This is a genomic window from Microbacterium sp. UBA1097 (genome assembly GCF_002313585.1).
GTDB lineage: Bacteria > Actinomycetota > Actinomycetes > Actinomycetales > Microbacteriaceae > Microbacterium.
Map to the genome: position 1 here is coordinate 162,264 of NZ_DCBW01000016.1, position 26,566 is coordinate 188,829.

The 26,566-nt window shown below is 67.0% G+C and carries 26 protein-coding genes and 1 tRNA gene; 23 read left to right on the forward strand and 4 right to left on the reverse strand.

Features of this window, described 5'->3' with window-relative positions:
* Positions 1 to 150: 150 nt before the first annotated feature.
* Positions 151 to 223: transfer RNA gene (locus B4F19_RS04885), tRNA-Arg, on the reverse strand.
* Between the two features lie 107 nt (positions 224 to 330).
* Here B4F19_RS04885 and B4F19_RS04890 point away from each other — a divergent pair.
* From B4F19_RS04890 to prfA, 12 genes are all read left to right on the forward strand, one after another.
* Positions 331 to 1,167, forward strand: a complete 837-nt coding sequence (locus tag B4F19_RS04890; protein ID WP_292733096.1) for a transglutaminase-like domain-containing protein — start codon at positions 331 to 333, stop codon at positions 1,165 to 1,167.
* 194 nt (positions 1,168 to 1,361) lie between these two features.
* The gene (gene argS, locus B4F19_RS04895) at positions 1,362 to 3,026 is read left to right on the forward strand and encodes an arginine--tRNA ligase (protein WP_292733097.1); all 1,665 of its coding nucleotides are present in this window, start codon (positions 1,362 to 1,364) and stop codon (positions 3,024 to 3,026) included.
* A 3-nt stretch (positions 3,027 to 3,029) separates the two neighbouring features.
* A complete protein-coding gene (locus B4F19_RS04900) occupies positions 3,030 to 3,863 on the forward strand; it encodes a DUF2993 domain-containing protein (protein ID WP_292733099.1) in 834 nt (277 codons plus the stop codon).
* 146 nt (positions 3,864 to 4,009) lie between these two features.
* Complete coding sequence (locus B4F19_RS04905; protein ID WP_292733101.1) at positions 4,010 to 4,945, forward strand: nucleoside hydrolase; 936 nt, start codon at positions 4,010 to 4,012, stop codon at positions 4,943 to 4,945.
* 64 nt (positions 4,946 to 5,009) lie between these two features.
* On the forward strand, positions 5,010 to 5,750 hold the full coding sequence (locus B4F19_RS04910; protein ID WP_292733102.1) for a GntR family transcriptional regulator: 741 nt from the start codon (positions 5,010 to 5,012) through the stop codon (positions 5,748 to 5,750).
* The gene (add, locus tag B4F19_RS04915; RefSeq protein WP_292733142.1) at positions 5,750 to 6,763 is read left to right on the forward strand and encodes an adenosine deaminase; all 1,014 of its coding nucleotides are present in this window, start codon (positions 5,750 to 5,752) and stop codon (positions 6,761 to 6,763) included. The genes B4F19_RS04910 and add overlap by 1 nt, the downstream gene beginning before the upstream one ends.
* Before the next feature lie 137 nt (positions 6,764 to 6,900).
* A complete protein-coding gene (gene lysA, locus B4F19_RS04920) occupies positions 6,901 to 8,328 on the forward strand; it encodes a diaminopimelate decarboxylase (protein ID WP_295793473.1) in 1,428 nt (475 codons plus the stop codon).
* A complete protein-coding gene (locus B4F19_RS04925) occupies positions 8,325 to 9,662 on the forward strand; it encodes a homoserine dehydrogenase (RefSeq protein WP_292733105.1) in 1,338 nt (445 codons plus the stop codon). The genes lysA and B4F19_RS04925 overlap by 4 nt, the downstream gene beginning before the upstream one ends.
* A 1-nt stretch (position 9,663) precedes the next feature.
* On the forward strand, positions 9,664 to 10,752 hold the full coding sequence (gene thrC, locus B4F19_RS04930) for a threonine synthase (protein ID WP_228177646.1): 1,089 nt from the start codon (positions 9,664 to 9,666) through the stop codon (positions 10,750 to 10,752).
* Positions 10,749 to 11,696: a homoserine kinase gene (gene thrB, locus B4F19_RS04935; RefSeq protein WP_228177647.1), complete on the forward strand. Its 948-nt coding sequence runs from the start codon at positions 10,749 to 10,751 to the stop codon at positions 11,694 to 11,696. Before thrC ends, thrB begins: the two co-directional genes overlap by 4 nt.
* 212 nt (positions 11,697 to 11,908) lie before the next feature.
* Positions 11,909 to 13,990: a transcription termination factor Rho gene (gene rho, locus B4F19_RS04940; protein WP_292733107.1), complete on the forward strand. Its 2,082-nt coding sequence runs from the start codon at positions 11,909 to 11,911 to the stop codon at positions 13,988 to 13,990.
* 30 nt (positions 13,991 to 14,020) lie between these two features.
* Positions 14,021 to 15,103, forward strand: coding sequence for a peptide chain release factor 1 (gene prfA, locus B4F19_RS04945; protein ID WP_292733109.1), 1,083 nt, complete (start codon positions 14,021 to 14,023; stop codon positions 15,101 to 15,103).
* Here the strand turns inward: prfA and B4F19_RS04950 are convergent.
* Positions 15,007 to 16,146 (reverse strand): sodium:calcium antiporter, encoded by a 1,140-nt coding sequence (locus tag B4F19_RS04950; RefSeq protein ID WP_292733111.1) that lies wholly within the window; start codon positions 16,144 to 16,146, stop codon positions 15,007 to 15,009. The genes prfA and B4F19_RS04950 overlap by 97 nt on opposite strands.
* Before the next feature lie 137 nt (positions 16,147 to 16,283).
* On the opposite strand from B4F19_RS04950, the gene B4F19_RS04955 reads away from it, so the two are divergent.
* Genes B4F19_RS04955 through B4F19_RS04965 form a run of 3 tightly spaced genes read left to right on the forward strand, consistent with a single transcriptional unit; the run spans position 16,284 to position 18,940 of the window.
* Complete coding sequence (locus B4F19_RS04955; RefSeq protein ID WP_349675942.1) at positions 16,284 to 16,688, forward strand: hypothetical protein; 405 nt, start codon at positions 16,284 to 16,286, stop codon at positions 16,686 to 16,688.
* A gap of 39 nt (positions 16,689 to 16,727) precedes the next feature.
* Entirely contained in the window at positions 16,728 to 18,458 is a 1,731-nt protein-coding gene (locus B4F19_RS04960; RefSeq protein ID WP_292733114.1) for an amidohydrolase, read from the forward strand.
* On the forward strand, positions 18,455 to 18,940 hold the full coding sequence (locus B4F19_RS04965) for a hypothetical protein (RefSeq protein ID WP_292733116.1): 486 nt from the start codon (positions 18,455 to 18,457) through the stop codon (positions 18,938 to 18,940). Before B4F19_RS04960 ends, B4F19_RS04965 begins: the two co-directional genes overlap by 4 nt.
* Positions 18,941 to 19,029: 89 nt before the next feature.
* Here the strand turns inward: B4F19_RS04965 and epsC are convergent, their stop codons facing one another.
* Both epsC and cysK read right to left on the reverse strand, forming a co-directional pair.
* Positions 19,030 to 19,608 carry a serine O-acetyltransferase EpsC gene (gene epsC / locus B4F19_RS04970; RefSeq protein WP_292733118.1) on the reverse strand — a complete coding sequence of 193 codons (579 nt, stop codon included), beginning with the start codon at positions 19,606 to 19,608 and terminating at the stop codon, positions 19,030 to 19,032.
* 2 nt (positions 19,609 to 19,610) lie between these two features.
* A complete protein-coding gene (gene cysK, locus B4F19_RS04975) occupies positions 19,611 to 20,549 on the reverse strand; it encodes a cysteine synthase A (RefSeq protein WP_292733120.1) in 939 nt (312 codons plus the stop codon).
* Positions 20,550 to 20,687: 138 nt separating this feature from the next.
* Here cysK and prmC point away from each other — a divergent pair, with 138 nt between their 5' ends.
* The 8 genes from prmC to B4F19_RS05015 all read left to right on the forward strand — a co-directional run bounded on the left by prmC (position 20,688) and on the right by B4F19_RS05015 (position 26,554).
* On the forward strand, positions 20,688 to 21,554 hold the full coding sequence (prmC, locus tag B4F19_RS04980) for a peptide chain release factor N(5)-glutamine methyltransferase (RefSeq protein ID WP_292733144.1): 867 nt from the start codon (positions 20,688 to 20,690) through the stop codon (positions 21,552 to 21,554).
* An 88-nt stretch (positions 21,555 to 21,642) separates the two neighbouring features.
* Complete coding sequence (locus B4F19_RS04985; RefSeq protein WP_292733122.1) at positions 21,643 to 22,350, forward strand: L-threonylcarbamoyladenylate synthase; 708 nt, start codon at positions 21,643 to 21,645, stop codon at positions 22,348 to 22,350.
* Complete coding sequence (locus tag B4F19_RS04990) at positions 22,347 to 23,504, forward strand: MraY family glycosyltransferase (RefSeq protein ID WP_292733124.1); 1,158 nt, start codon at positions 22,347 to 22,349, stop codon at positions 23,502 to 23,504. The genes B4F19_RS04985 and B4F19_RS04990 overlap by 4 nt, the downstream gene beginning before the upstream one ends.
* Positions 23,501 to 23,977 carry a hypothetical protein gene (locus tag B4F19_RS04995; protein WP_292733125.1) on the forward strand — a complete coding sequence of 159 codons (477 nt, stop codon included), beginning with the start codon at positions 23,501 to 23,503 and terminating at the stop codon, positions 23,975 to 23,977. Before B4F19_RS04990 ends, B4F19_RS04995 begins: the two co-directional genes overlap by 4 nt.
* 121 nt (positions 23,978 to 24,098) lie before the next feature.
* Positions 24,099 to 24,899 carry a F0F1 ATP synthase subunit A gene (gene atpB / locus B4F19_RS05000; RefSeq protein WP_292733128.1) on the forward strand — a complete coding sequence of 267 codons (801 nt, stop codon included), beginning with the start codon at positions 24,099 to 24,101 and terminating at the stop codon, positions 24,897 to 24,899.
* Positions 24,900 to 24,942: 43 nt separating this feature from the next.
* Complete coding sequence (gene atpE, locus B4F19_RS05005) at positions 24,943 to 25,182, forward strand: F0F1 ATP synthase subunit C (RefSeq protein WP_292733130.1); 240 nt, start codon at positions 24,943 to 24,945, stop codon at positions 25,180 to 25,182.
* A 29-nt stretch (positions 25,183 to 25,211) separates the two neighbouring features.
* Positions 25,212 to 25,766: a F0F1 ATP synthase subunit B gene (locus tag B4F19_RS05010; protein ID WP_292733131.1), complete on the forward strand. Its 555-nt coding sequence runs from the start codon at positions 25,212 to 25,214 to the stop codon at positions 25,764 to 25,766.
* On the forward strand, positions 25,766 to 26,554 hold the full coding sequence (locus tag B4F19_RS05015; RefSeq protein WP_292733133.1) for a F0F1 ATP synthase subunit delta: 789 nt from the start codon (positions 25,766 to 25,768) through the stop codon (positions 26,552 to 26,554). Before B4F19_RS05010 ends, B4F19_RS05015 begins: the two co-directional genes overlap by 1 nt.
* Positions 26,555 to 26,566: the final 12 nt, after the last annotated feature.

Below are 26,566 nucleotides of genomic sequence, written 5' to 3' on the forward strand. Positions count from 1 at the left end.
TCCTCTCGCCGTAACGTGCCCCCGCGCCCTCCCGCCACTCCACGCGCCGCTGCGCGGCCCGCGGAGCCTCCGGCGGCAGGGGCCCGCCTGATGGTGGGTGTAGATACGGCGAGAGGACCGCCCCTTCGGGACGATCCTCTCGCCGTAACGTGCCCCCGACAGGAATCGAACCTGCGACCTTTGGTACCGGAAACCAACGCTCTATCCCCTGAGCTACGGAGGCGTACCGATCGAGATTACCATCGCGCGCCGGGCCCGCCCTGACCACCCCGAACACGGGGCATCAGGACGCGTCATCCGCAGGTCCTCGCGGCGTGCGAGGATACTCCGGTGCATCGCATCGTGACCGCCGAACTGGACCTGGAACTCCGGGCATCCATCGACCTCATTTTCCAGATCGCCGTCGCCCAGCATGCACCTGTCCTGAGCGAAAACCTCACGTTCTCGCAGGGGGATCGGGTCTACACACCGATCGAGATCATCGACCAGACCGGAAGCCGCCTGCACCGCTTCTGCGGCGAGCCGGGAGTGCTCGAGGTTCGCTACGACGCCGTCGTCGACGAGCAGGTGACATCTCGTCCCACGAGCGATCTCGAGGCGATCACCTACCTGCGGCCGAGCCGGTACGCGCAGTCAGACGAGGTGTTCTCGCAGGCCCGGCGTCAGTTCCGCGGTATCAACGGCGAAGACCTCTTGCTCGCGGTGTCGGAGTTCGTGTCCGAAACCGTGACCTACACGCCGGGACTGAGCCTTGGCACCGACTCCGCAGTCACGACCCTGATGACGGGTCAAGGCGTGTGCCGTGACTACGCTCACCTGGTCATCGCCCTGCTGCGCGCCATGGATGTGCCCGCCCGCTACACCGCTTGTTACGCGCCGGGGCTGGAGCCGATGGACTTCCACGCCGTGGCCGAGGCCTTCCTCGATGGCGCCTGGTACGTCATCGATGCGACCCGGCTCGCCGACCGGCGCTCCCTCGTACGCGTCGCGACCGGGCGGGATGCCGCGGACTGCGCTTTCCTCAGCTACCACGGCGGAAACCTGAGCCTCGATCGGATGCGCGTGGACGCCCGAATCTCCTCGCCCGACACGGATGCAGCACCCGAGGCATCCGTCCCCGACCACGCAGCATCCGACGACTTCGCTTCGCTCGTGCAGCTGGCCTGAGCGGCGAACATCCCACCAACGCGCTGAGAATTCGATTGGGCGCCTCTGACCGCAGTTCCCGAGCGGATTCTCGGCGCCGGATCGGATTCTCGCGGCTGAGGATTGCGGAATGAGGGCGGCGGGCCGGGCCACGAGCGGGGGCGCCGGGCCGCCGCGGCAGGGGAGGGGCAGTGCGCGCCTAGACTGGATCGGCCATGAACCCCGACGCACTCTCCGCCGCACTCCTCGCCGTGATCACGCCTCTTGCCGAGGCTCGACGCGACGGCGCGGCATCCGATCTCACAGTCGCAGACCTCCCGCTCGAGCGACCCAAGAACCGCGACCACGGCGACTGGGCCTCCAACGCCGCGCTCAAGCTCGCCAAGAGCCTCGGCGTGAACCCGCGCGAGTTCGCGGCCGAGATCGCCGCGGGGCTCTCGGAGGTGGACGGCGTCGCGAGCGTCGAGGTGGCGGGCCCAGGGTTCATCAACATCCGACTGGATGCCGCGGCCGCCGGCTCACTGGCCAAGACCATCGTCGACGCGGGCGCTGCCTTCGGCACGTCGACGGCGCTCGGTGACCAGGTCATCAACCTCGAGTTCGTCTCGGCGAACCCGACGGGTCCGATCCACATCGGCGGCACCCGCTGGGCTGCCGTTGGGGATGCCCTCGCCCGCATCCTTGCTTCGCAGGGCGCGAGCGTGACGCGGGAGTACTACTTCAACGACCACGGCGCCCAGATCGATCGGTTCGCGCGCAGCCTCGTCGCCGCGGCGGAGGGGCGGCCGGCTCCCGAAGACGGGTACGGCGGGGCCTATATCGCCGACATCGCGGCGCGCGTCACGGATGCCTACGACGGTGACCTCGACGCCCTGGATGCCGACGCCAAGCAAGAGGCGTTCCGCGAGCTCGGTGTCGGGTTCATGTTCGACGAGATCAAGCAGAGCCTGCACGAGTTCGGCGTCGACTTCGACGTGTACTTCCACGAGAACGACCTGCACGCATCCGGTGCGGTCACCCGGGCCGTGGCGCGGCTGCGCGAGCTCGGCCATATCTACGAGGCGGATGGCGCGACCTGGCTGCGATCGACCGACTTCGGTGACGACAAAGATCGCGTTGTCATCAAGAGCGACGGTCAGCCCGCCTACATCTCGGGTGACCTCGCCTACTACCTCGACAAGCGCGAACGCGGTTTCAACCGCTGCATCATCATGCTCGGAGCCGACCACCACGGCTACGTCAAGCGCCTCATGGCGATGTGCGCGGCGTTCGGCGACGAGCCGTATGTCAACCTGCAGATCCTCATCGGCCAGATGGTGAACCTGCTGCGCGAGGGCCAGCCCGTGCGCATGTCCAAGCGCGCCGGGACGGTTGTGACCCTCGAAGACCTCGTCGAGGCCGTCGGGGTGGATGCCGCCCGCTACGCGCTCACGCGCAGTTCCACGGATTCGAACCTCGACATCGACCTCGACATCCTGCAGAAGCGCACGAACGATAACCCGGTGTTCTACGTGCAGTACGCACACGCCCGCACGCACAACGTGGGCCGCAATGCCGCTGCAGCAGGCGTTGACCGCAGCGTGTTCGCGCCCGAGACCCTCACGCACGAGACCGAGTCGGCTCTGCTGGGCGCCCTGCAGGAGTTTCCCCGCACTGTCGCGTTCGCCGCCGAGGTGCGCGAGCCTCACCGCATCGCCCGCTATCTCGAAGAGCTCGCGGGCCTCTACCACCGGTGGTACGACAACTGCCGGGTAATCCCGCTCGGCGATGACCCGATCGAGCCGGTGCACCAGACGCGGCTGTGGCTCAATGACGCCACCGGTCAGGTGCTGCGCAACGGACTGACGCTGCTGGGCGTTGGAGCCCCGGAACGGATGTAACCGATGACGGATGCCGAACACCCGACCGACCCGCTGCCGGACCTGCGCGCGGGGTGGGTGCTCGCGGTTCCCGAGGAGCCGAAGAAGCGCCGCCGGGTGTGGCCGTGGCTCGTTGCAGCTGCTGCTGTGGTCATCGTCATCGTCGTGGTGGTCGTCGTGATCGTGGAGACCGTCCTGCGATCGACCATCGAGGCGGGCATCGCGGACCAGGTGCGGACGAGTCTGGAGTTGCCCGCCGATCAACCCGTCGACGTGTCGGTCGAAGGTGCGCTCACCCTGCAGCTGCTCACAGGCAGTCTCGATGATCTCCGACTCTCCTCCGAAGACGTCCCGCTCGGTCCCACGACGGCGGACGTCGACGTCGCCCTGCGGGGAGTGAGCACGACGGCGCCCTATACCGTGGGTGCGGGAGTAGCCACGGTGACCCTCGACCAGGCCCAGGTCGCAGCCCTCACTGACAGCGTCGCGCAGATCGACATCGTCGAGCTCACGCTGGAAGACCCCGCGATCGTCGTCGGAACCGAGCTGTCGTTGTTCGGGTTCGGCATCCCGATTTCGCTGTCGCTGGTGCCGAGCGCCGAGGCCGGCGAACTCGTGCTTCGACCCGACAGTTTGCAGGTCAGTGGACTGGCAGTCACCGCCGACGGGGTGCGCGACCAGTTCGGGTCTCTCGCCGACCCGATTCTGCAGGACTGGCAGATCTGCGTCGCGCAGTACCTCCCTGCCGGAGCGACGCTCACTGCGGCATCCGTCACGGGCGCGGAACTTGTCGCCACGTTCGACATCGACGGACGGACGCTTAACGAGGCCGCCTTGCAGCAGAACGGCACCTGCTAACGAACTCCGCCGGTTGTGCCACATCTGCTCGACTCCCGGCAGATGTCAGACAACCGATATCTGAAATCAGATCGACATCTCTCCGGCGCGGGAGCGAAACGCGTCCCGCCTAGCCTCGTGGTGCCAACACCGGAAGAGAGTGCTCCATGACAGTTCGCATGATCATCGACACCGACACTGCGCAGGATGATGCGTTCGCGCTCTTGATCGGGCTGCGTCATCCCGCCGCACAGCTGGAGGCCGTCACGATCAATTACGGCAACGTCGCGTTCGACCAGATGGTCGAGAACGCGCTGTACACGATCGAGGTCGCAGGGCGCGGCGGGCAGGTGCCCGTCTACGAAGGGGCCAGGCTTCCGCTGCTGGCACCGTTCGACGACTCGTCGTACGTCCACGGGACTGACGGCTTCGGCGGTGCGGGATTCCCCCGCGCACGCCAACGCGCCGAGACCGAGAACGCCGTGGTCGCGCTCCTTCGCCTCGTCGCGGCCAATCCGGGTGAATTCACGATCATCGCTCAGGCGCCGCTGACCAACCTGGCCCTGGCAGCCGCGGCAGATCGGTCCTTCGCGGGAAACGTGAAGGAGCTGATCATCATGGGAGGTACCAATAATGCGGCGGGGAACATCACGGCGGCCGCTGAGGCGAACTTTTTCCACGATCCCGAGGCGGCGGCGCTCGTGCTACGGGCGGGTTTTCGCACGACACTCGTGCCGTGGGATCTGGTGATGCGCCAGGGGGTGTTCGACCTCGAGAAGCTGTCACAGATCGAAGCACTGGACACGCCAGCCTCCCGGTTCTTCGTACGAGCAAACCGGGGCACTCTCGCATACAACAAGAAGGCACACGGCATGGACGGAAGCACCCACCCCGATTCCATCGCCGCCGCCATTGCCGTGGAGCCCCGGATCGTGACCAAGGCGAGCGACTACTATGTGGACGTCGAGACCGCGCGCGGCATCGCAACCGGTTACTGCCTGGTCGACTCGGTCCGTCGATCTGGTCGCGAGCCGAATGCGCGCGTGATCGAGGAGATCGACGAAGATCTGTTCTTCCAGACCATGCTTGGCGTCCTCTCGTGAGCGTCCGGCCCTGGCGGGGAGAAGGATTGTGATCGCCCAAACGCTCGCGAAGAGAGATCGCCGCATGCCCCTCGAGCCGTTGTCCCTCACCGTCGGTCAACCTCTTCGTGTCGCGGTGTACAACAGCATTTCCCGAGCGATCCGCAACGGGACATACCCCCTCGGATCGGTGTTGCCCAGCGATGCAGAGTTCTGTGCAGCTCTCGGCGTAAGCCGGCCGGTCGTACGCGAAGCGATGCTGCTCCTCGAAGAAGACCGCTTGATATCGACGCGTCGGGGGATCGGCCGTTTCGTGAGCGATGCGATTCCCAGGATCGGCTTCGAGCGCGTGCGCGGACTCGAGCTTCTTCTCAGCGAATCCGTCGGTGCGATCACGGTGGGCCGGGTCAGCCATGAAGTTCAGCCGGCGTCTGATTTGCTTTCTCAGGCCCTCGCGCTCGATCCATCCGCCGCGGTGTGGACGTGGGAGTCGGTGTTGCGGCGCACCGGAACAGAGCTCGCACTCACGTTCGAGGCGGTTCCCGCAGCAGGTTCTGCCTTCTCGGATCCCGCGACAGACTCCATGCCCGAAGCCACCGCGTTGACGCGGCTCCTCGCATCCGTCGACCCGTCCTACGTATCGAGCACCTGCGATGTTTCCGTGGGCGTCCTCGGCGATCACCGTGCCGATGCGCTCGGCGTCGACCCCGATACGAGCGCGCTGATCCTCACGCAGCGTGTTTCCTACCGCGGCGCGGCAGTCCTTTTTGCCAAGAGTGTCGTCCTGCCTGAGGCCGGCACCATCTCGCTCCAGCAGAGTGCGTGATGGCGGCTGGGGCGCCCCTGCTGATCAACCTGCACTCGCACCTCGAGGGGCGGGTGCGGCCGAGCACGGCAGCAGAGATCGCGCGAGAGCTCGGGATGCCGGATGCCGACAGGGACTGGGAGGCGGCGCTGCAGCTGGATCGCCCCGCAGACCTCACGACCTACCTCGTGAAGGTCGTTGCGACCTTTCCGTTCTTCGCGCGTCTCGACCTGCTGGAGCGGATCACGCGGGAAGCCGTCGAGGACGCCGCCGCCGACGGTGAGGATCACCTCGAGCTGCGGTTCGGCCCCGCCTCGCACGCCTCGACGCTGGCAGAGCTGGATGCCGTGATCGCGGCGATGTGTGGGGGAATTGCGGCAGGCATTGCAGACACCGGGATCTCCGCCGGTGTCGTCGTCGCGGCGCTGCGCAGCGACTCCACCGAGGTGAACGAGGCGGTGGCCAGGGCCGCAGCTCGCGCGGCCGGGACGGGCGTGGTCGGATTCGATCTTGCCGGAGACGAGATGCTCTTCCCCGGTCTCGCGCGGTATCGGGACGCCTTCGCCATCGCGCGCAGCGCGGGCCTGGGCATCACGTGCCACGCCGCCGAGGCGGCATCCGGGCGCGCAGCTCAGCAGGCCGTCGAGCTCCTCGGCGCTACCCGCATCGGCCACGGAGCGCGCATCGCGGAGGAGCCGGACCTCATCGGCTGGTTCATCGAGCGCGACATCGCGATCGAGGTGTGCCCGACCTCGAACGTCTACACCGGTGCTGTTTCGGCCATGACGTCCCATCCTGCGGCGCGATTCGCCCGCGCCGGTGCCCGCGTCGTGCTCGGAGATGACAATCCGCGCCAGACCGGTTCGCTGCTGTCGAACGAGGTAGCCGTGCTGCGCGGAGACCTCGGGTTCGATGACGCCATGATCGAGGCGCTGGCGCATCACAGCGTTGACGCGGCGTTCGTTCCCGACGGGGTGAGACGGAGCTGGCGCAACCGGCTCGAAACCACGCCGGAACACGGTGCGCAGGCCTGAGCGTGCAGCCAGCGGATTCCCGGGCGAGGATACCCGGTGCCCTAGACTGACCGGAGTGTCTCGGCGCGTGCGCTGACCGCCCGAGACCTGCTCGCGCCGCTTGTTCGGCGCCGAAGACTTCACCGATTGGCTTCTGCGTGTCCGCCCACCCGACTTCCGCCCCGGCCGTGCCGGCGTGGCTGGACGTGCCGTCGGACCCCAACGACCTGGTCGATGGCGTGTGGCCGACGGATGCCGCGCGCGATGCCAGCGGCGAACTGGTCGTCGGGGGAGTGAGGGCGTCAGCGCTTGCCCGGGACTACGGCACGCCGCTCTATGTACTGGACGAGAGCGAGGTGCGCGCTCATGCATTGCGTGCTCGTGAGGCGTTCTCGTCCGCTGCGGCGCGTCACGGGGTAGCGGCGCGGGTCTATTACGCCGGGAAGGCGTTCTTGAGCACAGAGGTGGTGCGCTGGGTCACCGATGCCGGCCTCGCTGTCGACGTCGCCAGCGGTGGTGAACTCGCCGTCGCCGTGGCAGCAGGTGCCGACCCGGCCCGGATCGGGGTGCACGGCAACAACAAGAGTGTCGCCGAGCTCGAGCAGGCGGTCGCCATCCGTGTCGGCTCGATCGTCGTCGACAGCTTCCAGGAGATCGAGCGTCTCGCTGCCGTCGCGGAAGCTGCCGGCGTCGTCCAACCCGTGCTCATTCGTGTCAATAGCGGTGTCCACGCCGAAACCCACGACTTCCTTGCCACAGCGCACGAGGACCAGAAGTTCGGGTTCACTCTCGCCGACGCAGCTCTGGCGGCGGCGCGGGTACGTGAGATCGCCGGGCTGCGGCTGATCGGTCTGCACTGCCACATCGGTTCACAGATCTTCGGTACCGCCGGTTTCGCCGAGTCGGCAGCCCGCATCGTGGGGCTTTACGCAGATCTGCAGGGTGGTACGGATGCAGCCGAAGACCTCCGGGTCCTGAACCTCGGCGGCGGCTTTGGCATCGCCTACACCCGTGCCGATGCCCCCACGACGATCGAGGTTCTCGCCGACGGGATCGCCGACGCCGTGGCCGCCGAGTGCGCCGCGCGCGGCATCCGGATGCCGAATCTCGCCTTCGAACCGGGCCGCGCGATCGTCGGGCAGGCGGGGGTCACCCTCTATACCGTCGGGACGACCAAGGCAGTCGCTCTCGAGGACGGTCTCGAGCGTCTGTACGTGAGCGTGGACGGCGGAATGAGCGACAACGCGAGGCCGGCGCTCTACGGCGCTCAGTACAGCGCGCGCCTGGCGTCCCGGGTCAGCGACGCGGCGCCCCAGCTGGTCCGCGTCGTCGGCAAACACTGCGAGTCCGGTGACATCGTCGTGGATGCCGAATACCTCCCCGCCGATGTGGCGCCCGGGGACCTCCTGGCCGTCCCCGCCACCGGCGCGTATTGCTTGTCGCTGGCCAGCAACTACAACTACCTCCCGCGTCCAGCCGTCGTGGCGGTTCGTGCCGGACGCTCCCGCGTGATCGTGCGCGGTGAGACCATCGATGACCTGCTGGCGCGTGACGCCGGCATCCTCCCGACCGAAAGGACGGCATGACCGACTATCGCCGCCTCCGCGTCGCGCTGCTGGGCGCCGGGGCCGTCGGCTCCCAGGTCGCCGCGCTGCTGCGTCAGCACGCCGACGAACTGGCAGACCGCGCCGGAGCCCGCCTCGAACTCGTGGGCATCGCCGTGCGCAATCCTGATGCGCCGCGCGACGCCGACCTGCCGCGCGAGTTGTTCACGACGGATGCCGAGACCCTCATCCTCGGTGCCGACATCGTCATCGAACTGATGGGCGGGATCGAGCCTGCCCGCACGAACCTGCTGCAGGCAATCGGTTCGGGCGCAGATGTCGTGACCGCCAACAAGGCGCTGCTTGCCACGCACGGCCCGGAGATCTTCGAGGCAGCCGACCAGGTCGGCGCGCAGGTCTACTACGAGGCTGCAGCGGCGGGCGCGATTCCCATCATCCGGCCCCTGCGCGATTCGCTCGCCGGCGACCGGGTGCAGCGCATCATGGGCATCGTCAACGGCACCACCAACTACATCCTCGACCGGATGGACACCGAGGGTGCCGACTTCGGCGAGGTGCTCGCGCAGGCGCAGGCCCTGGGCTACGCCGAGGCTGATCCGACGGCGGATGTCGAGGGTTACGACGCCGCGCAGAAGGCCGCGATCCTCGCGAGCCTCGCCTTCCACACGTCGGTGCCGCTGGAGGCCGTTCACCGCGAGGGCATCACCGCGATCGACAAGCCGATGATGGATGCCGCACGCAAGGCGGGTTATGTCATCAAGCTCCTCGCCGTCTGTGAGCGGGTGTCGAACGGCTCCGGGGACGCCATCTCGGTGCGCGTCTACCCGGCCCTCGTGCCTCGCGAGCACCCGCTCGCGAGCGTCCACGGTGCGAACAACGCTGTGTTCGTGCAGGCCGAGGCCGCCGGGAACCTGATGTTCTACGGTGCCGGAGCGGGCGGCGTGCAGACGGCATCCGCGGTGCTCGGCGACGTTGTCTCGGCAGCGCGCCGCCACATTGCCGGCGGCGTGGGTGTCGGCGAGTCGACCCGCGCGAACCTGCCGATCCTGCCGATTGGGCACGTGACTACCCAGTATCAGATCACCCTCGAGGTCACCGACGAGCCCGGTGTTCTGGCGACAGTGGCCGGCATCCTCAGCGAGGGCCGCGTCTCGATCGCGACTGTCGAGCAGTCGGTGGCTGACGCGTCAGCCGACCCGCTCGCGCGCGTCGCCGCCGACCCGACGGGCGTTGCCCGCCTCGTGATCGGTACCCACAAGGCATTGGAACAGGATCTCAGCGAGACGGTCGAGCGCCTTGCTGACAGTGACGTCGTGGACCGGGTCGTTTCGGTCCTGCGAGTAGAAGGAGATTGACGTGGCACACGTGTGGCGCGGAGTCATGAACGAGTACGCCGATCGCCTGGGGGTGACGGCGGAGTCGACGGTCGTCTCGCTCGGCGAGGGCGGCACGCCCCTCGTCCCGGCCCCGGCGCTCTCGAAGCGCACGGGAGCCCAGGTCTGGGTGAAGTTCGAGGGTATGAACCCGACCGGCTCCTTCAAGGACCGCGGGATGACCGTGGCCCTCTCTCGAGCCGTCGAGCACGGCGCCAAGGCCGTCATCTGCGCCTCGACGGGCAACACCTCGGCATCCGCTGCCGCCTACGCTGCCCACGCCGGGATCACGGCGGCAGTACTGGTACCCGAGGGCAAGATCGCCATGGGCAAGCTCAGCCAGGCTGTTGCGCACAACGGTCAGCTCATCCAGATCCGCGGCAACTTCGATGACTGCCTCGAGATCGCACGCGAACTCGCCGACAACTATCCGGTTCACCTCGTGAACTCGGTCAACCCCGACCGCATCGAGGGGCAGAAGACTGCGGCCTACGAGATCGTCGAGGTCCTCGGCGATGCGCCTGACTTCCACTTCATCCCGGTCGGCAACGCCGGCAACTACACCGCCTACTCTCGCGGGTACCGCGAGGAGGCCGAACGTGGTGTCGCCACGCGCGTTCCTCGGATGTTCGGTTTCCAGGCCGAGGGAAGTGCTCCGCTCGTGCGCGGTGAAGTCGTCAAGAACCCGGAGACGATCGCCACCGCCATCCGGATCGGAAACCCGGCATCGTGGGAGCTCGCACTCGAGGCGCGCGCGGCAACCGATGGCTGGTTCGGCGCGATCGATGACGAGCGGATCCTTGCCGCGCAGAAGATCCTCGCCGGTGAGGTCGGCGTCTTCGTCGAGCCGGCCTCCGCGATCAGCGTTGCGGGCTTGCTCGACCGTGCCGAGGCGGGAGTGATTCCGACGGGGTCCACTGTCGTGCTCACCGTCACTGGTCACGGACTCAAGGACCCGCAGTGGGCTCTGCGTAATGCTGACGGCACGGAAGCCCGGCCGACTGTCGTGGACGCGACCACCTCTGAGGTGGCCTCGGTGCTGGGGCTCGCGCGCGCAGGGGCAACCGCGTGAACGCAGCCCGGGTTGCCGAACGGTCGGTCGTGGTGCGCGTGCCCGCGACCAGTGCGAACCTGGGTCCCGGATTCGACACACTGGGGCTCGCGCTCAGTCTCTACGATGACCTGGTCGTGACCTCGCTTCGGGAGCCGGGCCTGGACATCCAGGCCCAAGGCGAAGGCGCCGACGAGATTCCCCGCGACGAGTCCAACCTTCTGGTGCGGGCAATGGCCTACGCCTTCGAAGCCGTCGACCGCCCCATGCCCGGCCTGCGTCTGCGGGCGCGCAACACGATCCCGCACGGCCGCGGCCTCGGATCTTCGGGTGCGGCAGTCGTGGCGGGCATCCTGGCCGTCAAGGGACTGCTGGAAGGCGATGTCGAGATCGGGCCCGACACGATGCTGCGCCTGGCAACAGAACTCGAGGGGCATCCCGACAACGTCGCACCCGCGCTGTTCGGCGGTCTCACGATCGCGTGGATGGACGAGGCGATGCCGCAGCACAAGAAGCTGCTGGTGCATCGCGGCGTTTCGCCCGTGGTGTTCGTTCCGAGCTTCACGATGTCAACGAGCGTTGCCCGCAGTCTCCAACCCCTGCAAGTGCCACGAGAAGATGCAGTCTTCAATCTCTCACGGTCGGCGCTGCTGATCGCGGCTCTCACGCAGAGCCCCGAGCTGCTGCTTGCCGCCACAGAAGACAAGCTGCACCAGAACTACCGCGCGCAGGCGATGCCCGAAACCGACCGGTTGGTGCGAACGCTGCGTGAGCACGGCTTCGCTGCCGTCGTCTCGGGGGCAGGCCCGAGTGTGCTGGTCCTGGCCGACGGGCCGGGTCGTCGCCTCGAGGCTGCAGCCGTCGCAGAACAGGTCACGGACACCCCGTGGGAGGCTCACATGCTGGCCGTCGACGTCAAGGGTGGTACAGTGAAGGAGCACGCGGGGGGTTCCACGTACTCGTGAATCTGGCCCCCGCCGCATATCTGCGAAGCCTCCGCAATTCCCTCGATCACCCGAATCCGGACATATCTGCCCGGAAGGAATCGAGGAGAGGCAGATGAGCACGAGACGCTGAGTCCCGCTCAGCACGTCGAGCCCATCGCGGCGGCTTCTTCATCCGTGCGGATCCGCACATCATTCGATTCACCGCACATTAGGTACACAAGGGAGTACTCGTGGAGTCCATCTCCGAGGTCCAGACCGACGCGTCCGAGAGCGACGCTGTCGACCAGACCACCCCCGCGGCCGAGGAGGCCGCCACACCGACCGAAACCGCAGCTTCGGAGGCATCGACCGACGAGGCAGCACCCGACGCAGGCGCGCCGGCAGCCGAGGCAGAGGCCGACGCTCCGGGATCTGAGGCAGAGGCAGCGGAGCCCGCGGCAGCCGAGGCACCCGATGCTGCTCCGGCTTCCGAAGCCGCCGCGGCGGCACCCGCGGGCGAGGCTGCCGAGCAGCCCGCCGCCGACGCTCCGGCAGATGCAGCAGACGAGGCAGCCCCGGCGGAGGAGAAGCCCGCGGAAGCGCCGGCCAAGCCGGCACGCAAGCGTGCGCCTCGCCGGGCCAAGAGCACCGACGTCGCCGCCGAAACGACGGCTGACAAGTCCGCCTCTGAGACGCCGGCAGAGACGCCGGCTGAGCCGCAGGCCGAGAAGCCGGCTGAAGCGTCGAACGACAACTCCGCGGACCAAACCACGGACAAGCCCGCGGACGAAAACAAGAGTGCGGACAACAGCGACGCACCCGATGCCGCGTCAGCCGAGGCCGCAACGACCGACGAGTCGGCGACGAATGCCGAGTCCTCCGACGACGCCAGCGAGGAGTCCACACCCAGCCGCAGCCGCAGCCGCAGCCGGAGTCGTAGCCGCAACCGGGCATCCGGGGGCAGCGGCAACGGAGCGGGTAACAACGGCAACGGCAACGGTGGTTCTTCGGGCGGTGCCGAGCAGTCGGCGTCGACCGGTTCTGATGACGACAGCGGTTCGTCTGGCGGTCGTGGCCGGCAGCGCAACAAGCGCCGCGGTCCGAACCAGAACGACGAGTTCGAGCCCGAGGTCGGCGAGGACGACGTCCTGATTCCGATCGCCGGCATCCTGGACGTGCTCGACAACTACGCGTTCGTCCGCACGACCGGCTACCTTCCCGGCCAGAGTGACGTGTACGTCTCGCTCGGCCAGGTCAAGAAGTACAACCTGCGCAAGGGTGACGCCGTCGTCGGCGCTATCAAGCAGCCCCGCGAGGGCGAGCAGACCGGCCGTCAGAAGTACAACGCCCTCGTCAAGGTGGATGCCGTCAACGGCCTGTCCGTCGACGACGCCGCGAACCGCGTCGAGTTCGGCAAGCTCACGCCGCTGTACCCGCAGGAGCGCCTGCGCCTGGAGACGGCGCCCGAAAAGCTCACGCAGCGGATCATCGACCTGGTGGCCCCGATCGGTAAGGGCCAGCGCGGCCTCATCGTCGCGCCGCCCAAGGCTGGCAAGACGATCGTGCTGCAGCAGATCGCGAACGCGATCGCGACGAACAACCCCGAGGTCCACCTCATGGTCGTGCTCGTCGACGAGCGGCCCGAAGAGGTCACCGACATGCAGCGCACCGTGAAGGGCGAGGTCATCGCCTCGACCTTCGACCGTCCCGCCGAAGACCACACGACCGTTGCCGAGCTCGCCATCGAGCGCGCCAAGCGCCTCGTTGAGCTCGGCCGTGACGTCGTCGTGCTGCTGGACTCGATCACCCGCCTCGGCCGCGCCTACAACATCTCGGCGCCGACCTCTGGGCGCGTCCTCACCGGCGGTGTCGACGCTTCGGCGCTCTACCCGCCGAAGCGCTTCTTCGGCGCTGCTCGCAACATCGAGAACGGCGGATCGCTCACGATCCTCGCGACCGCGCTGGTCGAGACCGGTTCGAAGATGGACGAGGTCATCTTCGAAGAGTTCAAGGGCACGGGCAACAGCGAGCTGCGTCTGAACCGTCAGCTTGCCGACAAGCGCATCTTCCCCGCGGTGGATGTCAACGCGTCGAGCACGCGCCGCGAAGAGATGCTGCTCTCGCCCGATGAGGTCAAGATCACCTGGAAGCTCCGTCGCGCTCTCGCGGGCCTGGACCCCCAGCAGGCGCTCGAGGTCGTGCTCGGCAAGCTCAAGGAAACCCAGTCCAACGTCGAGTTCCTCGTGCAGATGCAGAAGTCGATTCCGGCGCCGACCTCCAACGGTCACGGCGCTGGCGGACACGGTCACGGGCACGAGAACAGCATCCGCTGACCCGGCGGCATCGAGATGGCCGAGCCGGCGATGTTCGACTCCGTCCGTGCGCTGATCGACGAGCACCGCGAGGTGCAGATTGAGCTGTCCGATCCGGCGGTGCACGCGGACCCCGCCCGCGCAAAGCGGGTCAATAGGCGGTACGCGGAATTGAGTCGGATCGTCGCTGCCCACGATGCGTGGGTGGCGGCATCCGACGACCTTGTCGCTGCCCGCGACCTCGCGCGCGAAGACGGCGCCTTCGCCGAAGAGGTCCCGGCCCTCGAAGAGCGCCTCGCCGACACCCAGGAACGGCTCCGACGGCTCCTGATTCCGCGCGACCCGGATGACGCGCGCGACGTGATCATGGAAATCAAGCAGGGCGAAGGCGGCGCAGAGAGCGCCCTGTTCGCCGCTGATCTGCTGCGGATGTACCTGCAGTATGCCGCTTCGAAGGGGTGGAAGACCGAACTGCTCGAGCGCAACGAGTCAGACCTCGGCGGGTTCAAGGACGTCCAGGTCGCCATCAAGGGCTCCTCGAGCGATCCGGCGCAGGGAGTGTGGGCCCACCTGAAGTACGAGGGGGGTGTGCATCGCGTCCAGCGCGTTCCCGCCACCGAGTCACAGGGGCGGATCCACACGTCGACCACCGGTGTGCTGGTCTTTCCCGAAGTCGACGAGCCCGAAGAGATCCACATCGATCAGAACGACCTGAAGATCGATGTCTTCCGCTCGTCAGGTCCGGGTGGCCAGTCGGTGAACACGACGGACTCCGCGGTGCGGATCACGCACCTGCCAACCGGAATCGTGGTGTCGATGCAGAACGAGAAGTCGCAACTGCAGAACCGCGAGGCTGGGATGCGCGTGCTGCGAGCCCGGCTGCTGGCCAAGCAGCAGGAGGAGCGGGATGCCGCGGCATCCGATGCCCGGCGCTCGCAGATCCGAGGGATGGATCGCTCCGAGCGCATTCGCACGTACAACTTCCCCGAGAACCGCATCGCCGATCACCGTACCGGATACAAGGCCTACAACCTTGATCAGGTGATGGACGGTGCCCTCGAGCCGATCATCGCGTCGTGCATCGCCGCCGACGAGGAGGAACGGCTCGCGGCTCTGGGGTCAGGCGGGAACTGATTCCCCGCCACCCGGTTGGCCGCATAGCCCGCCCCGACGGTCTCTACCGCGCAACGATGGCCAGGCCAATCGGGAATCGCGACCCCTTCGAATCCGATGCCGCGACGATCGCGCACGAGAAGCCCGATCGCGAGGACCGCTGACATGAACGCTGTTCCCGCCAACAGCACCAGACTCGACGGACCTGCGGCCTCGTAGATGGTGCCGTCGCGGTACGACACATCGGCTATCGAGATCATCAGCGTGTCGAACACGTTCCCGCCGATGATGTTCCCGACCCCGAGGGTCAGAGCGCCCATCCGGACCGCCGCGATGAGGGTGATCAGTTCGGGCAGCGAGCTGATGGCAGTGGTCACCGTGAACCCGGTGACATCGCTCGGCCACCCCGTCGCCGCCGCAACTCCCAGCCCCGCGCGGCCGATGACCCATCCGGTCCCTGCCGTGACGAGGGCGAGTCCCGCGAAGGTGACCCACAGGCGGGGGAGAGATGTCGTCGGCTGCGTCGTGTCATTGTCGTCAACCGTCTGCGACGTCCGGCGCGGACTCCACATCTCGTCGGCCCGCATCCGTCGCAGCAGAAACAGGCTGTAAACGTAGATCACCGGGATCAGAAGTGACAGCGGGTGAATCCATCCCCACGAGAGGGTGGGTGTCGCGTAGGCGATCACCGGAATCGTCAGCAGTGCGACGAGGGTCAGAGATTGCCCGAGATTCTCGAGCGAGGCCGCGGCGTGCTCGAGGTTCGCGCGCCGGTAGAGGAGGTCGGCCACCGCCAGCCAGACTGTCTGAATCGCCACCCCGCCTACCGGGTTGGCAAGCGCGAACCCGGCATCCCCGGCGAGCGCTCCGGTGATCGTGGTGATGATGCCGGTCAGCGAGGTCACCGCGCCGAGGAACACGGCTCCCGCGATCGCACGCCCTATTCCGGTCCGGCCCGCCAGCTCGTCGGCAGTGCGAGCAAGACGGGTACCGGCGAACCAGAGCACGACGATCGAAGCGGTGAGTGCAACCGCACTCTGCCACAGTCCCCACGTCCCGTCCACGGCGCCCCTTCCGCGATTCGCAGCCACACACGGTAGCAAGAGGAGCGCACAGAGCCGCAGGCCTTGACTTTCCCGGAGCGGCGCCGCACGGCATCCTGTCGCTGCGTGGGTCGACGCGCTACTGTCGGGGCGTGGTCATGTTCCTCATCCGCGCCCTGATCTTCGTGCTCTCCGCAGCTGTCGGGCTGATCGCCGCCGACCTGCTGCTTCCGGGCTTCCGCATCGACTGGGCGGACTGGTGGGGCTTCATCCTTGCGGTTCTGATCTTCGCCGTGCTCCAGAGCATCCTCTCGCCGTGGATCGCGACAGTGGCAAAGCGAAACGCACCCGCCTTGCTCGGCGGGATCGGAATCATCTCGACCCTCGTCGCGCTCGTGATCGTCGTGCTGATCCCCCGAGGCGGTATCAGCATCGGTGAGCCCTTCGTGCTCACCTGGATTCTCGCGCCCGTCATCGTGTGGCTGGTCACTGCCCTCGCGACGTGGCTGCTGCCGATGGTCTTCATCAAGAAGAAGGTCGAGGAGCGTCGCTCCGAGAAGTAGCGAGAGCCGCCGCCGGAGGCGGCAGACAGTGGGGGAGACATGGACGTCATCGTCACCGCGGGCACCATCATCACGATGGATCCAGCGCGCACCCGAGCAGAGGCTGTCGCCGTTTCGGACGGGCGCATCGTCGCGGTAGGAACAGCGGCTGACTGTCAGCAGGCGCTGCCCGGGGCGAGAGTGCACGATACGGGCGCCGCCGCTCTGCTGCCCGGGTTCGTCGAGCCGCACTCGCATCCGGTTCTCAGCGGCATGGCGACGATGCCTCCGGCGTACTGGATCGCGCCGTGGTTCGCGCCCACGTGGGATGACGTCGTCGCAGCCTTCCGGAAGGCCATCGACGAGACGCCCGCTGACCAGCCGCTCGCGTTCTTCGGCTTCGATGGCCTGCTGCAGCAGCACGCCGATCCGACAGCGTCCGAACTCGATGCGATCTTCGGGAACCGCATGGTGATGGTGTTCGGCAACTCGGGCCACACGTCCTATGTCACGACCGCGGTCCTTGAGCACCTCGGTTGGGTGAAGAACCCGCCCGAGGACCCCGTGGGTGGTTTCTTCGGCCGTAATGCCGACGGCTCCCTCAACGGCGTGGCCACCGAGATCCCCGCGGCGATGGCGCAGGCAGCTCCCGTTCTCGAGGCGATCGCCAAGGGGCCGCATCCGCTGCAGGGGGCCGTTGAGTACTACGTGCTGCTGTCATCAGCGGGGATCACCTCGACCTCGGAACACACGTACAAGACCGAGCTGAAGCCTGCGTACGAAGCTCTTGCCTCGCTCCCCAATAGCCCGCTCAGGATCTCGCTGTACCACATGTCGACGGAGGCCGACTGCGGAGATCCGTTCACCTCAGCTGCCCCCGACGACATGCTGCGCAAGCAGGGAATCAAGCTCTGGGCCGACGGATCGCCGTGGGTCGGCAACGTCGCGATGAGCTCGCCGTACCTTGACACCGAGGTCACCCGAGCCGCGGGGATCGCGCCCGGAATCCCCGGCGAGAAGATGATGAACTACACCCGCGACCAGCTTGACGCGCTGCTGGAGGCGCACGTCGGCGAAGGGTGGCAGATGGCCTTCCACGCCAATGGTGACATCGCGATCGACATCGTGCTGGATGCCTTCACGACGGTGCTCGGCCGCCACAACATGATCGAGAGCGATCACCGCTGGCGGATCGAACACATCGGCGGTGCGCGCGCCGACCAGTTCGCCCGGATGGCCTCGATCGGCGCCGTGCCCTCGATGGGCCCCTTCCAGTTCTACTACTGGGGCGATCTGCTCGACGGGGGCATGTTCGAGCCGGCCGTGGGTGGGTCCTGGCAGCGATTCCGGGATGCCTTCGACGCGGGCCTGCCCGTCTCGTTCCACAATGACGGTTCTGTCACGCCTCCCACGCCGCTGCTGAACATGCAGGCTGCAGTCACTCGCCGGTGCTCGTCCGGAATCCTGCATGCCCCCGAACAGGCAGCGACGCTGGATGAGGCGCTGCGCGCACACACGGTCAACGCCGCGTTCGCTCTCGGGCGCGAGCATGAGATCGGCTCCATCGAGGTCGGCAAGCTCGCTGACTTCGTCGAGCTCGATGCTGATCCGTATGCCGTGGTGCCCGACAAGATCGGTGCCATCGGAGTCCTCGGCACATGGCTCGGCGGCTCTCGCATCGATCTCGGGGAGTTCGCCGCGGCATCCCACCAGGTCGACGACGCCGCGTTCGCGCAGTTGCGTACGTACGGCGTGCCGGCGTGCTGTCACCTTCCCGGAGCCGACGCGTGAGCGCTGCCTCCGCTGTCGGCGCGGGAGTCTCCCGTCGGCAGACGGCGCTCGCGATCCCGCTGCTGGGGATCATGGGTGGGGTCCAGACCGCTGATCCCACGATCGCGAGCACGGCGCTGGTCGAGTCCGCTCGCGCGCTGCAGATGGATGCCGGACTCCAGGCGATCGCTGCCAGCGTGTCAACCCTGATGCTTGCGGCTACCGTCATCTCCACCGGCCTCCTCGCCGACCGGATCGGCCGGCGTGTCCCATGCCGGCGAGGGGCTCACCTCGCCGCTCACGTGGGCACCGCTGGCCTCGGGTGCCGCGCTGCTGGCCCTCTTCGCTGTGGTGGAACTGCGCGGCGCGCATCCGTTCTTCCCGATGCAGCTGTTCCGCAATCCCGGTTTCCTCGCCGCGCCCAGATTCAGGCACGTACGTACGCACGCACGCACGCACGCACGAGCGAAGCCGCCCCGCGCGAAGTTCGCAGAAAGGCGTGAAGTTCGCACAATTGTCGCGGCATCCTGCGAACTTCGTGCGATTCTGCGAACCTCGGGGCCGGTGGCGCCGCGCACGACCGGCGTGAGAGTCAGATCTGGTAGTCGGGCATGGTCAGGATGGCGCGGGTGTCCATGCCGTCCTTGCGCTTGCGGGCTTTCGCCGGGATGCCGGTGAGGATGCTGTCTGCCGGCGCATCCCGCGTGACCACGGCGTTCGCGCCCACGACCGAGCGGTCGCCGATCGTTATCGGGCCGAGGATCTTCGCGCCGGCGCCGACTGCCACCTCGTCGCCGATGGTGGGGTGGCGCTTGCCACCCTCGCGCTGCCGTCCTCCCAGCGTGACCTGGTGGTAGAGCAGCACGTCATCGCCGATCTCGACAGTCTCGCCGATGACGACGCCCATACCGTGGTCGATGAAGAAGCGCCGACCGATCTGCGCGCTGGGATGGATCTCGATGCCGGTGAGCCAGCGGGTGAGCTGAGATCCCGCCCGCGCGAGGAACCGCGCGTTGTGGGTCCACAGCCAGTGGTTGACGCGGTGCGCCCAGATCGCGTGCAGTCCCGAGTAGAGCACCGCAATCTCGAGGCCGCTGCGGGCAGCAGGGTCTCGAAGCTTCGCTGCGGCAATGTCTTCACGGACACGGCCGATGACGTGGCGCACCCCCACGCTCAGTCCTCGCGCAGGTGCTCGAACAGTGCCGTCGAGAGGTAGCGCTCGCCGTTGGAGGGAATGACCACGACGATGTTCTTGCCCGCGGCCTCGGGTCGCGCCGCGACCTGAAGAGCAGCCCACACTGCAGCACCGCTGGAAATCCCAACGAGGATGCCGTCCTTCGTGCCCACGGCGCGGGCGGTGGTGATCGCGTCGTCGAACTCGACGTCGATGACCTCGTCGATGACGCCCTGATCGAGGATCTCGGGGATGAAGTTCGGGCCGATGCCCTGGATCTTGTGGGGGCCGGGGCGACCCTCGGTCAGCAGCGGCGAGTCCTTGGGCTCGACGGCGACGATCTTGACGCCGGGCACGCGCTCCTTGAGGACCTGGCCGACGCCCGTGATCGTGCCACCCGTGCCGATACCGGCAACGAAGTAGTCGACCTTGCCGTCGGTGTCACGCAGGATCTCTTCAGCGGTGGTCTTGCGGTGGATGGCGGGGTTCGCCTCGTTGGCAAACTGCTTGGCCAGAACCGCACCCGGCGTTTCGGCGGCGATCTCCTCGGCCTTCGCGACAGCGCCCTTCATGCCCTGAGCCGGGTCGGTCAGCACGAGTTCGGCGCCGTAACCCTTGAGCAGAAGCTTGCGCTCGGTCGACATCGACGAGGGCATCGCCAGGATGACCTTGTAGCCGCGTGCCGCGCCTACCATGGCCAGCGCGATTCCGGTGTTGCCGCTGGTCGCCTCGACGATCGTGCCGCCCGGGGGGAGCTCGCCCGAGGCTTCGGCGGCATCCACGATCGCAATGCCGAGGCGGTCCTTGACGCTGGATGCGGGGTTGTAGAACTCGAGCTTTGCCAGCACGGTGCCATCGACGCCCTCCGCGACGCGGTTCAGGCGGACGAGCGGGGTGTTTCCGAACGCACTGGTGATGTCGTTGTGGATGCCGGTCATTTCGGGGCCTTTCGGGCGACGTGGGTGACGACCATTCAGCTTAGGCGAGCCTCACCGGCAGGGGCCCGATTGTGACGAAGAACGTCCCGGGGTCCTAGGCTTGGGGCGCTCATGCCTGCCCAGAATCTTTCCGATGACATGCGTCCCCGCGAGATCGCCGTGTCTGTCGCGGACGCCACCGAGACGCTCACTGCTGCCGGGATCGCGGATGCCCGCGTGGATGCCGAGCTGCTGCTGGCGCACATGCTGGGCGTGGGCCGCGGTGAGCTGCAGGCAGCCGCCCTTCGCGGCGACACCCTGGACGAGGCATCCGACGCGCGCTTCCGCGAACTGGTGGCGCGCCGTGCGAGTCGGGAGCCGCTGCAACACATCACCGGCACCGCGCCCTTTCGCCACCTCGAGCTGCGGGTGGGGCCGGGGGTGTTCGTACCGCGGCCCGAGACCGAAACGCTCGTGCAGATCGCGCTGGATGCGCTGCTCGCGGCAGCTTCACCGTCACCGATCGCCGTCGACCTCGGCACCGGCTCGGGGGCTATAGCCCTCGCGCTTGCGACGGAGGCTCCGCACTCCCGAGTCTTCGCCGCCGAGAACGCCGTCGATGCCTTCGTCTGGGCCAAGGAGAACTTCACCCACGTCGGTGCCGAGAACGCCAAGCTCGCCTTCATCGATCTCGCGCGCGCCTTTGCCGACCTCGACGGGACGGCGTCAGTGGTCGTGAGTAACCCGCCGTACGTGCCGGATGCCGCGGTGCCCCGTGATCCCGAAGTGCGGTGGTTCGATCCGCCGACCGCCCTCTATGGAGGAGCAGATGGCCTGGACATCGTCCGGCAGGTCAGTGCGACGGCGCTTCGCCTTGCTCACCCGGGCGGGATCGTCGCGATCGAGCACGGTGAGAGCCAGGGCGCTGAGATCCGCGAGCTGCTGAGCGCCGACGGCTGGCGAGCGCCCGCCACCCACACGGATCTCACGCGCCGCGATCGAGTCACCACCGCGCTGCATCCGTAGCCGCGCGGGCTTCCCGCCGCGCTTCCGCGCTTCCCCCAGCGTCCGCGCTTCCCGGAATAGCCCGCCGCTTCCGTAGACTGAGCAGGCCATGTCCGACATCTTCGACTGCCGCGACGACGCCCAGCTCCTGCCCGGCATGAGACAGGCGCGCCAAGCGATCGGCAGGGGCGCCCTTGTCGTCATCCCCACCGACACCGTCTACGGCGTGGCCGCCGACGCCTTCAGTGCTGCTGCTGTGCAGCGGCTGCTGGATGCCAAGGGCCGCACTCGAGAATCGCCACCGCCCGTGCTCGTTGCGGGAACCGCCATGGTGCGCGCACTCGTTGCCGACCTGCCGGAGCCGGTGGAGCGACTCATCGAGAAGTTCTGGCCGGGAGGGCTCACGATCGTGCTGCCCGCTCAGCCTTCGTTGACCTGGGATCTGGGGGAGACCCGCGGCACCGTTGCGGTTCGGATGCCCGATCACCGCATCGCTCTCGAACTCATCGAAGAGACCGGTCCGCTCGCGGTCTCCAGTGCGAATCTGACCGGCGAGGCGGCTGCCGTCGACGTGCTGAGCGCACACCAGATGCTCGGTGACCGGATCGACGTCTACCTGGATTCGGGCCCCGTCGCCACGGGAGTCCCTTCGACGATCCTCGACGCCACGGGACTGGCGCGACGCGAGCCGGGAACCGCGCGAATCCTTCGGATCGGCGCCGTGAGCGCCGATGAGATCCGCGAGGTGATCGGCGATCTGCTCGAGGACCCCGCCGCACCGGTCGAGACGGATGCCGACGACGCCGGATCCGCGTGAAGCAATACCTGTTCGTCGTTATCCTGACCGCGACCATCACACTCGTGTTGGCGTGGGCGGTGTGGCAGTTGAGCATGCGCTACAAGCTCTACCCCGGCATCCGCGAGCGAGACGTCCACAAGACCCCCACGCCGCGCCTGGGCGGTGTCGCCATGTATCTCGGCATCGTCGCGGCGTTCCTGGCGTCGTCGCAGCATCCGTTCTTCTCGATCTTCTGGGCAGACCCCGCTGCGGTGTGGGCGATCCTCGGCGCAACGACGCTCATCGTGCTCGTCGGTGTTGCCGATGACATCTGGGACCTCGACTGGATGATCAAACTCGGCGCGCAGTTCGCTGCGGCGGGAATCATCGCCTGGTTCGGCAAGCTGCAGATCCTCTCGCTGCCGATCGGCGGGCTGACCGTCGGCTCGAGCTGGATGAGCTTCGTGCTCACGGTCCTGTCGATCGTGATCGTCATGAACGCCGTCAACTTCATCGACGGGCTCGACGGGCTCGTCGCCGGTGTCGCCCTCATCGCCAACGGGGTCTTCTTCGCGTACTCGTACCTGCTCGTCCGAGACGCCGGCGCGACCACCTACTTCAACCTCGCATCCTTCATCGCCGCAGCGCTCATCGGGGCCTGTATCGGGTTCCTTCCGCTGAACTGGACGCCCGCGAAGCTCTTCATGGGAGACAGCGGAGCCCTGATGCTGGGCCTGCTGATGGCAGTGTCGGCCATCGCGATCACCGGTCAGATCACCCCGTCACAGCTCGATCCCGACAACTTCGGAAGGTCGCAGCTGCTCGGCGCGTTCATCCCGATCCTGCTGCCGATCACGATCGTGCTGCTGCCGCTGCTGGATTTCGGTCTCGCGATCATCCGTCGTGTCGGCGCCGGGAAGTCGCCGTTCTCGCCCGACCGTAAGCACCTGCACCACCGGATGCTCGACATGGGCCACAGCGACCGTACGGCAGTGCTCATCTTCTATGCCTGGACGGCGATCATTGGCCTTGCGATGCTGCTGATGTACATCGGAACCGCATCCGACTGGCCGGGGGAGTACCTCCTCGGCGTCGGGTTCGGAGTCGTCGGCGCTATCGCCTGCCTCGTCGTCACCCTCATGCCCCCGGGGCGCCGCCCCGCACCCGTCACCACCGCCCAGGAGGCCTCGTGAGCACCGTGTCAAGCACCCCGATCCTGCGCGCGATCCTTCGGTGGGGTGGGATCGTCGGGGGAGTCATACTTCTCGTCGCCGGCGCCGTTGGGTTCATCGTCGCCGGGGCGCCCGGCCTGTGGAGCGGAGTCCTCGGAGCGCTCATCGGTGTCGTTTTCCCGGCGTTGACCGCCGTCACCATCCTTATCGGGAACATCTGGTTCGGCACTGTCCACTACCTGGAGATCTTTTTTGGGGTCGTCCTCGGCGGTTGGATCGTCAAGCTCATTCTTGCGATCGTTCTGTTGGTCGCACTCGTGGGACAGCCCTGGGTCCAGCCGATCGTGCTGTACTTCTCGCTCGTCGCCGCAGCCGTGGGCTCGCTCGCTGTCGACCTCGTCGCGCTTGCTCGAATGAGGTTGCCCGCAGTTTCCGACGTGCAATTGCCCGGCGGCGAGCACGGGTCTGGGTCGAACAGCGCTTCTGACATTTGATAGGCTCGTCCATGTATCCCGGCTCGACCCCCGCGAACTTCGCAGGGTTCAACGGTGAGCACTGTCCTTTTCTTCACACCCGCGCAGTAGCAGGCTGGCGCGAGAAGCTGGAGCCAACCCGTTGACTCAAGCAATCACGATCGTTGAGGCGGCGGGAGAGAACGACTTCCACCCGCCCTCGATCTCCGATTTCTTCCCGCAGATCCTCTTGTTCGAGGGGACCCCGTTCGCTTTTACTCGGATCAACCTGGTCCAGGTTCTTGCGACACTCGTGATCGTGCTGATCATCGTTCTCGGTACGCGTCGGATGACTGTCGTTCCCGGTCGATTCCAGGGCGTGATCGAGTTCGCCTTCGGGTTCGTGCGCGAGCAGGTGGCCTTCCAGGTCCTCGGTGAGAAAGACGGTCGCCGCTTCCTGCCGATCCTTACCGCGCTCTTCTTCGGCATCCTCGCGATGAACCTCACGGGCGTCATACCTTTCTTGAACATCGCGGGAACGTCGGTGGCCGGAGCGCCGTTCGTATTCGCGATCATCGCGTACGTCCTGTTCGTGTATGCGGGTTTACGGCGTCATGGTTTCCGGTTCTTCAAGAACGCCCTCATCCCCAGTGGGGTGCCGTTCTACATCGTTCCGATCGTCGCCGTCATCGAGCTCATATCGACGTTCATCGCGCGCCCACTGTCGCTGTTCCTTCGACTACTCATGAACATGATGGTCGGGCACCTGATGCTCGTCCTGTTCTTCTCCGCGACACAGTTCTTCCTGATGAACTTCGATTGGACGAGCGTCTTCGCTGCGGGAACGCTCACGCTCGGCCTTGCCTTCACCCTTTTTGAAATCTTCGTCGCCGCACTGCAGGCGTACGTCTTTACGATCCTCACCGCGGTCTATATCCAGCTCGCGGTAGCGGAAGAGCACTGACGGGCGGCCGACCGGCCTCCCGCCTCACGAAAGGAAAACACCAGTGGACTCAACGACGGTTCTCGCCGCGATCAATGGCAACATCGCGACGGTGGGCTACGGCCTCGCCGCCATCGGGCCCGCCATCGGCCTGGGCATCATGATCGGCAAGACGATCGAAGCTACAGCACGACAGCCCGAGCTCGCGGGTCGCCTTCAGACGACCATGTTCATCGGTGTGGCGTTCATTGAGATCCTGGCGCTCATCGGTATCGCCACGCCGTTCATCTTCGCGGCTGTCTGATCTCGGCGATCCATCGATAAGGAGGCAAGATGCTGTTCGCTCTTGTCACAGCGGCTGAGGAAGGCCAAGACGTCGGTAACCCTCTGTTGCCTGCGTACTACGACATCATTTGGTCGGGCGTATGCATGCTCGTGATCGTTCTTGTCGTGTGGCTCTATGCGTTGCCGCGAATCACGACCGTGCTCGATGCCCGCTCGGCTGCGATCGAGGGGAACATCGCCAGGGCCGACGAAGCTCAGCGTCGGGCTGAGGCGATGCTCGAGGAGTACACCGCGAACCTCGCCGACGCGCGACGAGAAGCAGGGGAAATCCGCGATGCGGCTCGTGAGGACGGCAAGAAGATCCTCGTCGAGGCCAAGCAGAGTGCAGCGGCGGAGGCCTCACGCCTCACCAGCGCGGCCCACGCGCAGATCGACGCAGAGCGGCAGGCGGCGGCGGTGGCACTGCGCACCGAGGTCGGCGATCTCGCTCTCCACCTGGCCGGGAGCGTGATCCAAGAGACACTCTCGGACGAGGCGAAGGCGAAGGCTGTCGTGGATCGGTTCATCGCCGACCTCGACGCGCCCGAGAAGGCGGCCACGTAATGGGGCGCGCGACGAACGAGGCTCGCGAGGAACTGACCGCGGCGCTGGACGCCGCTGAAGATGTGAATATCGATGTCGCCCGTGAGTTGTTCGCCGCGGCCCGTCAGATCTCCGCCTCCACGCAGCTCAGCGGAGCCCTCGCCGACTCTGCTGCGCCCGCGACGGCCCGTGAAGCCGTGGTCACCGCGATTTTCGCACCCGTCGTGTCGGCGACGACCACTGCGTTGCTCGCAGCGGCTGTTCGACTTCGCTGGTCTGCGGCCGAAGACCTGATCGATGGAGTCGAGGAACTGGCGATTCGCGCAGCCGCGTCGACCTCGTCCGCAGACATCGACGATGAGTTGTTCGAGTTCTCCCGAGTCGTCGCTGCAGAGCCCGACCTCGAGTTGGCGCTCGGCAGCAGGCTGGGTGATGCTGCGGCGAAGGGCGAACTCATCACAAAACTCCTGTCCGGTCGAGTCAGTGCGGCCACAGAGCTCATCGCTGCTTCCCTCGTGCGGCACTCACGCGCGCGGCGGGTGCGGCAGCTCCTTTCGCGGGCGATTCGAATCGTCGCGGATCAGCGGGGACGAACTGTCGCGACCGTCGTGGCCGCGGCGCCGCTTAGCGCCGACCAGGCGCTGCGGCTCAGCGAGATGCTCAGTCGTCGCTACGGCAACCGGGTCTCGCTCAATACCGTCATCGACCCCTCGGTCGTCGGCGGTCTTCGGGTGCAGATCGCCGATGACGTTATCGACATGAGCGTGTCCGCACGGCTCGCTGACCTCCGTCAGCGACTGGCGGGCTAAGAGACTCCCGCC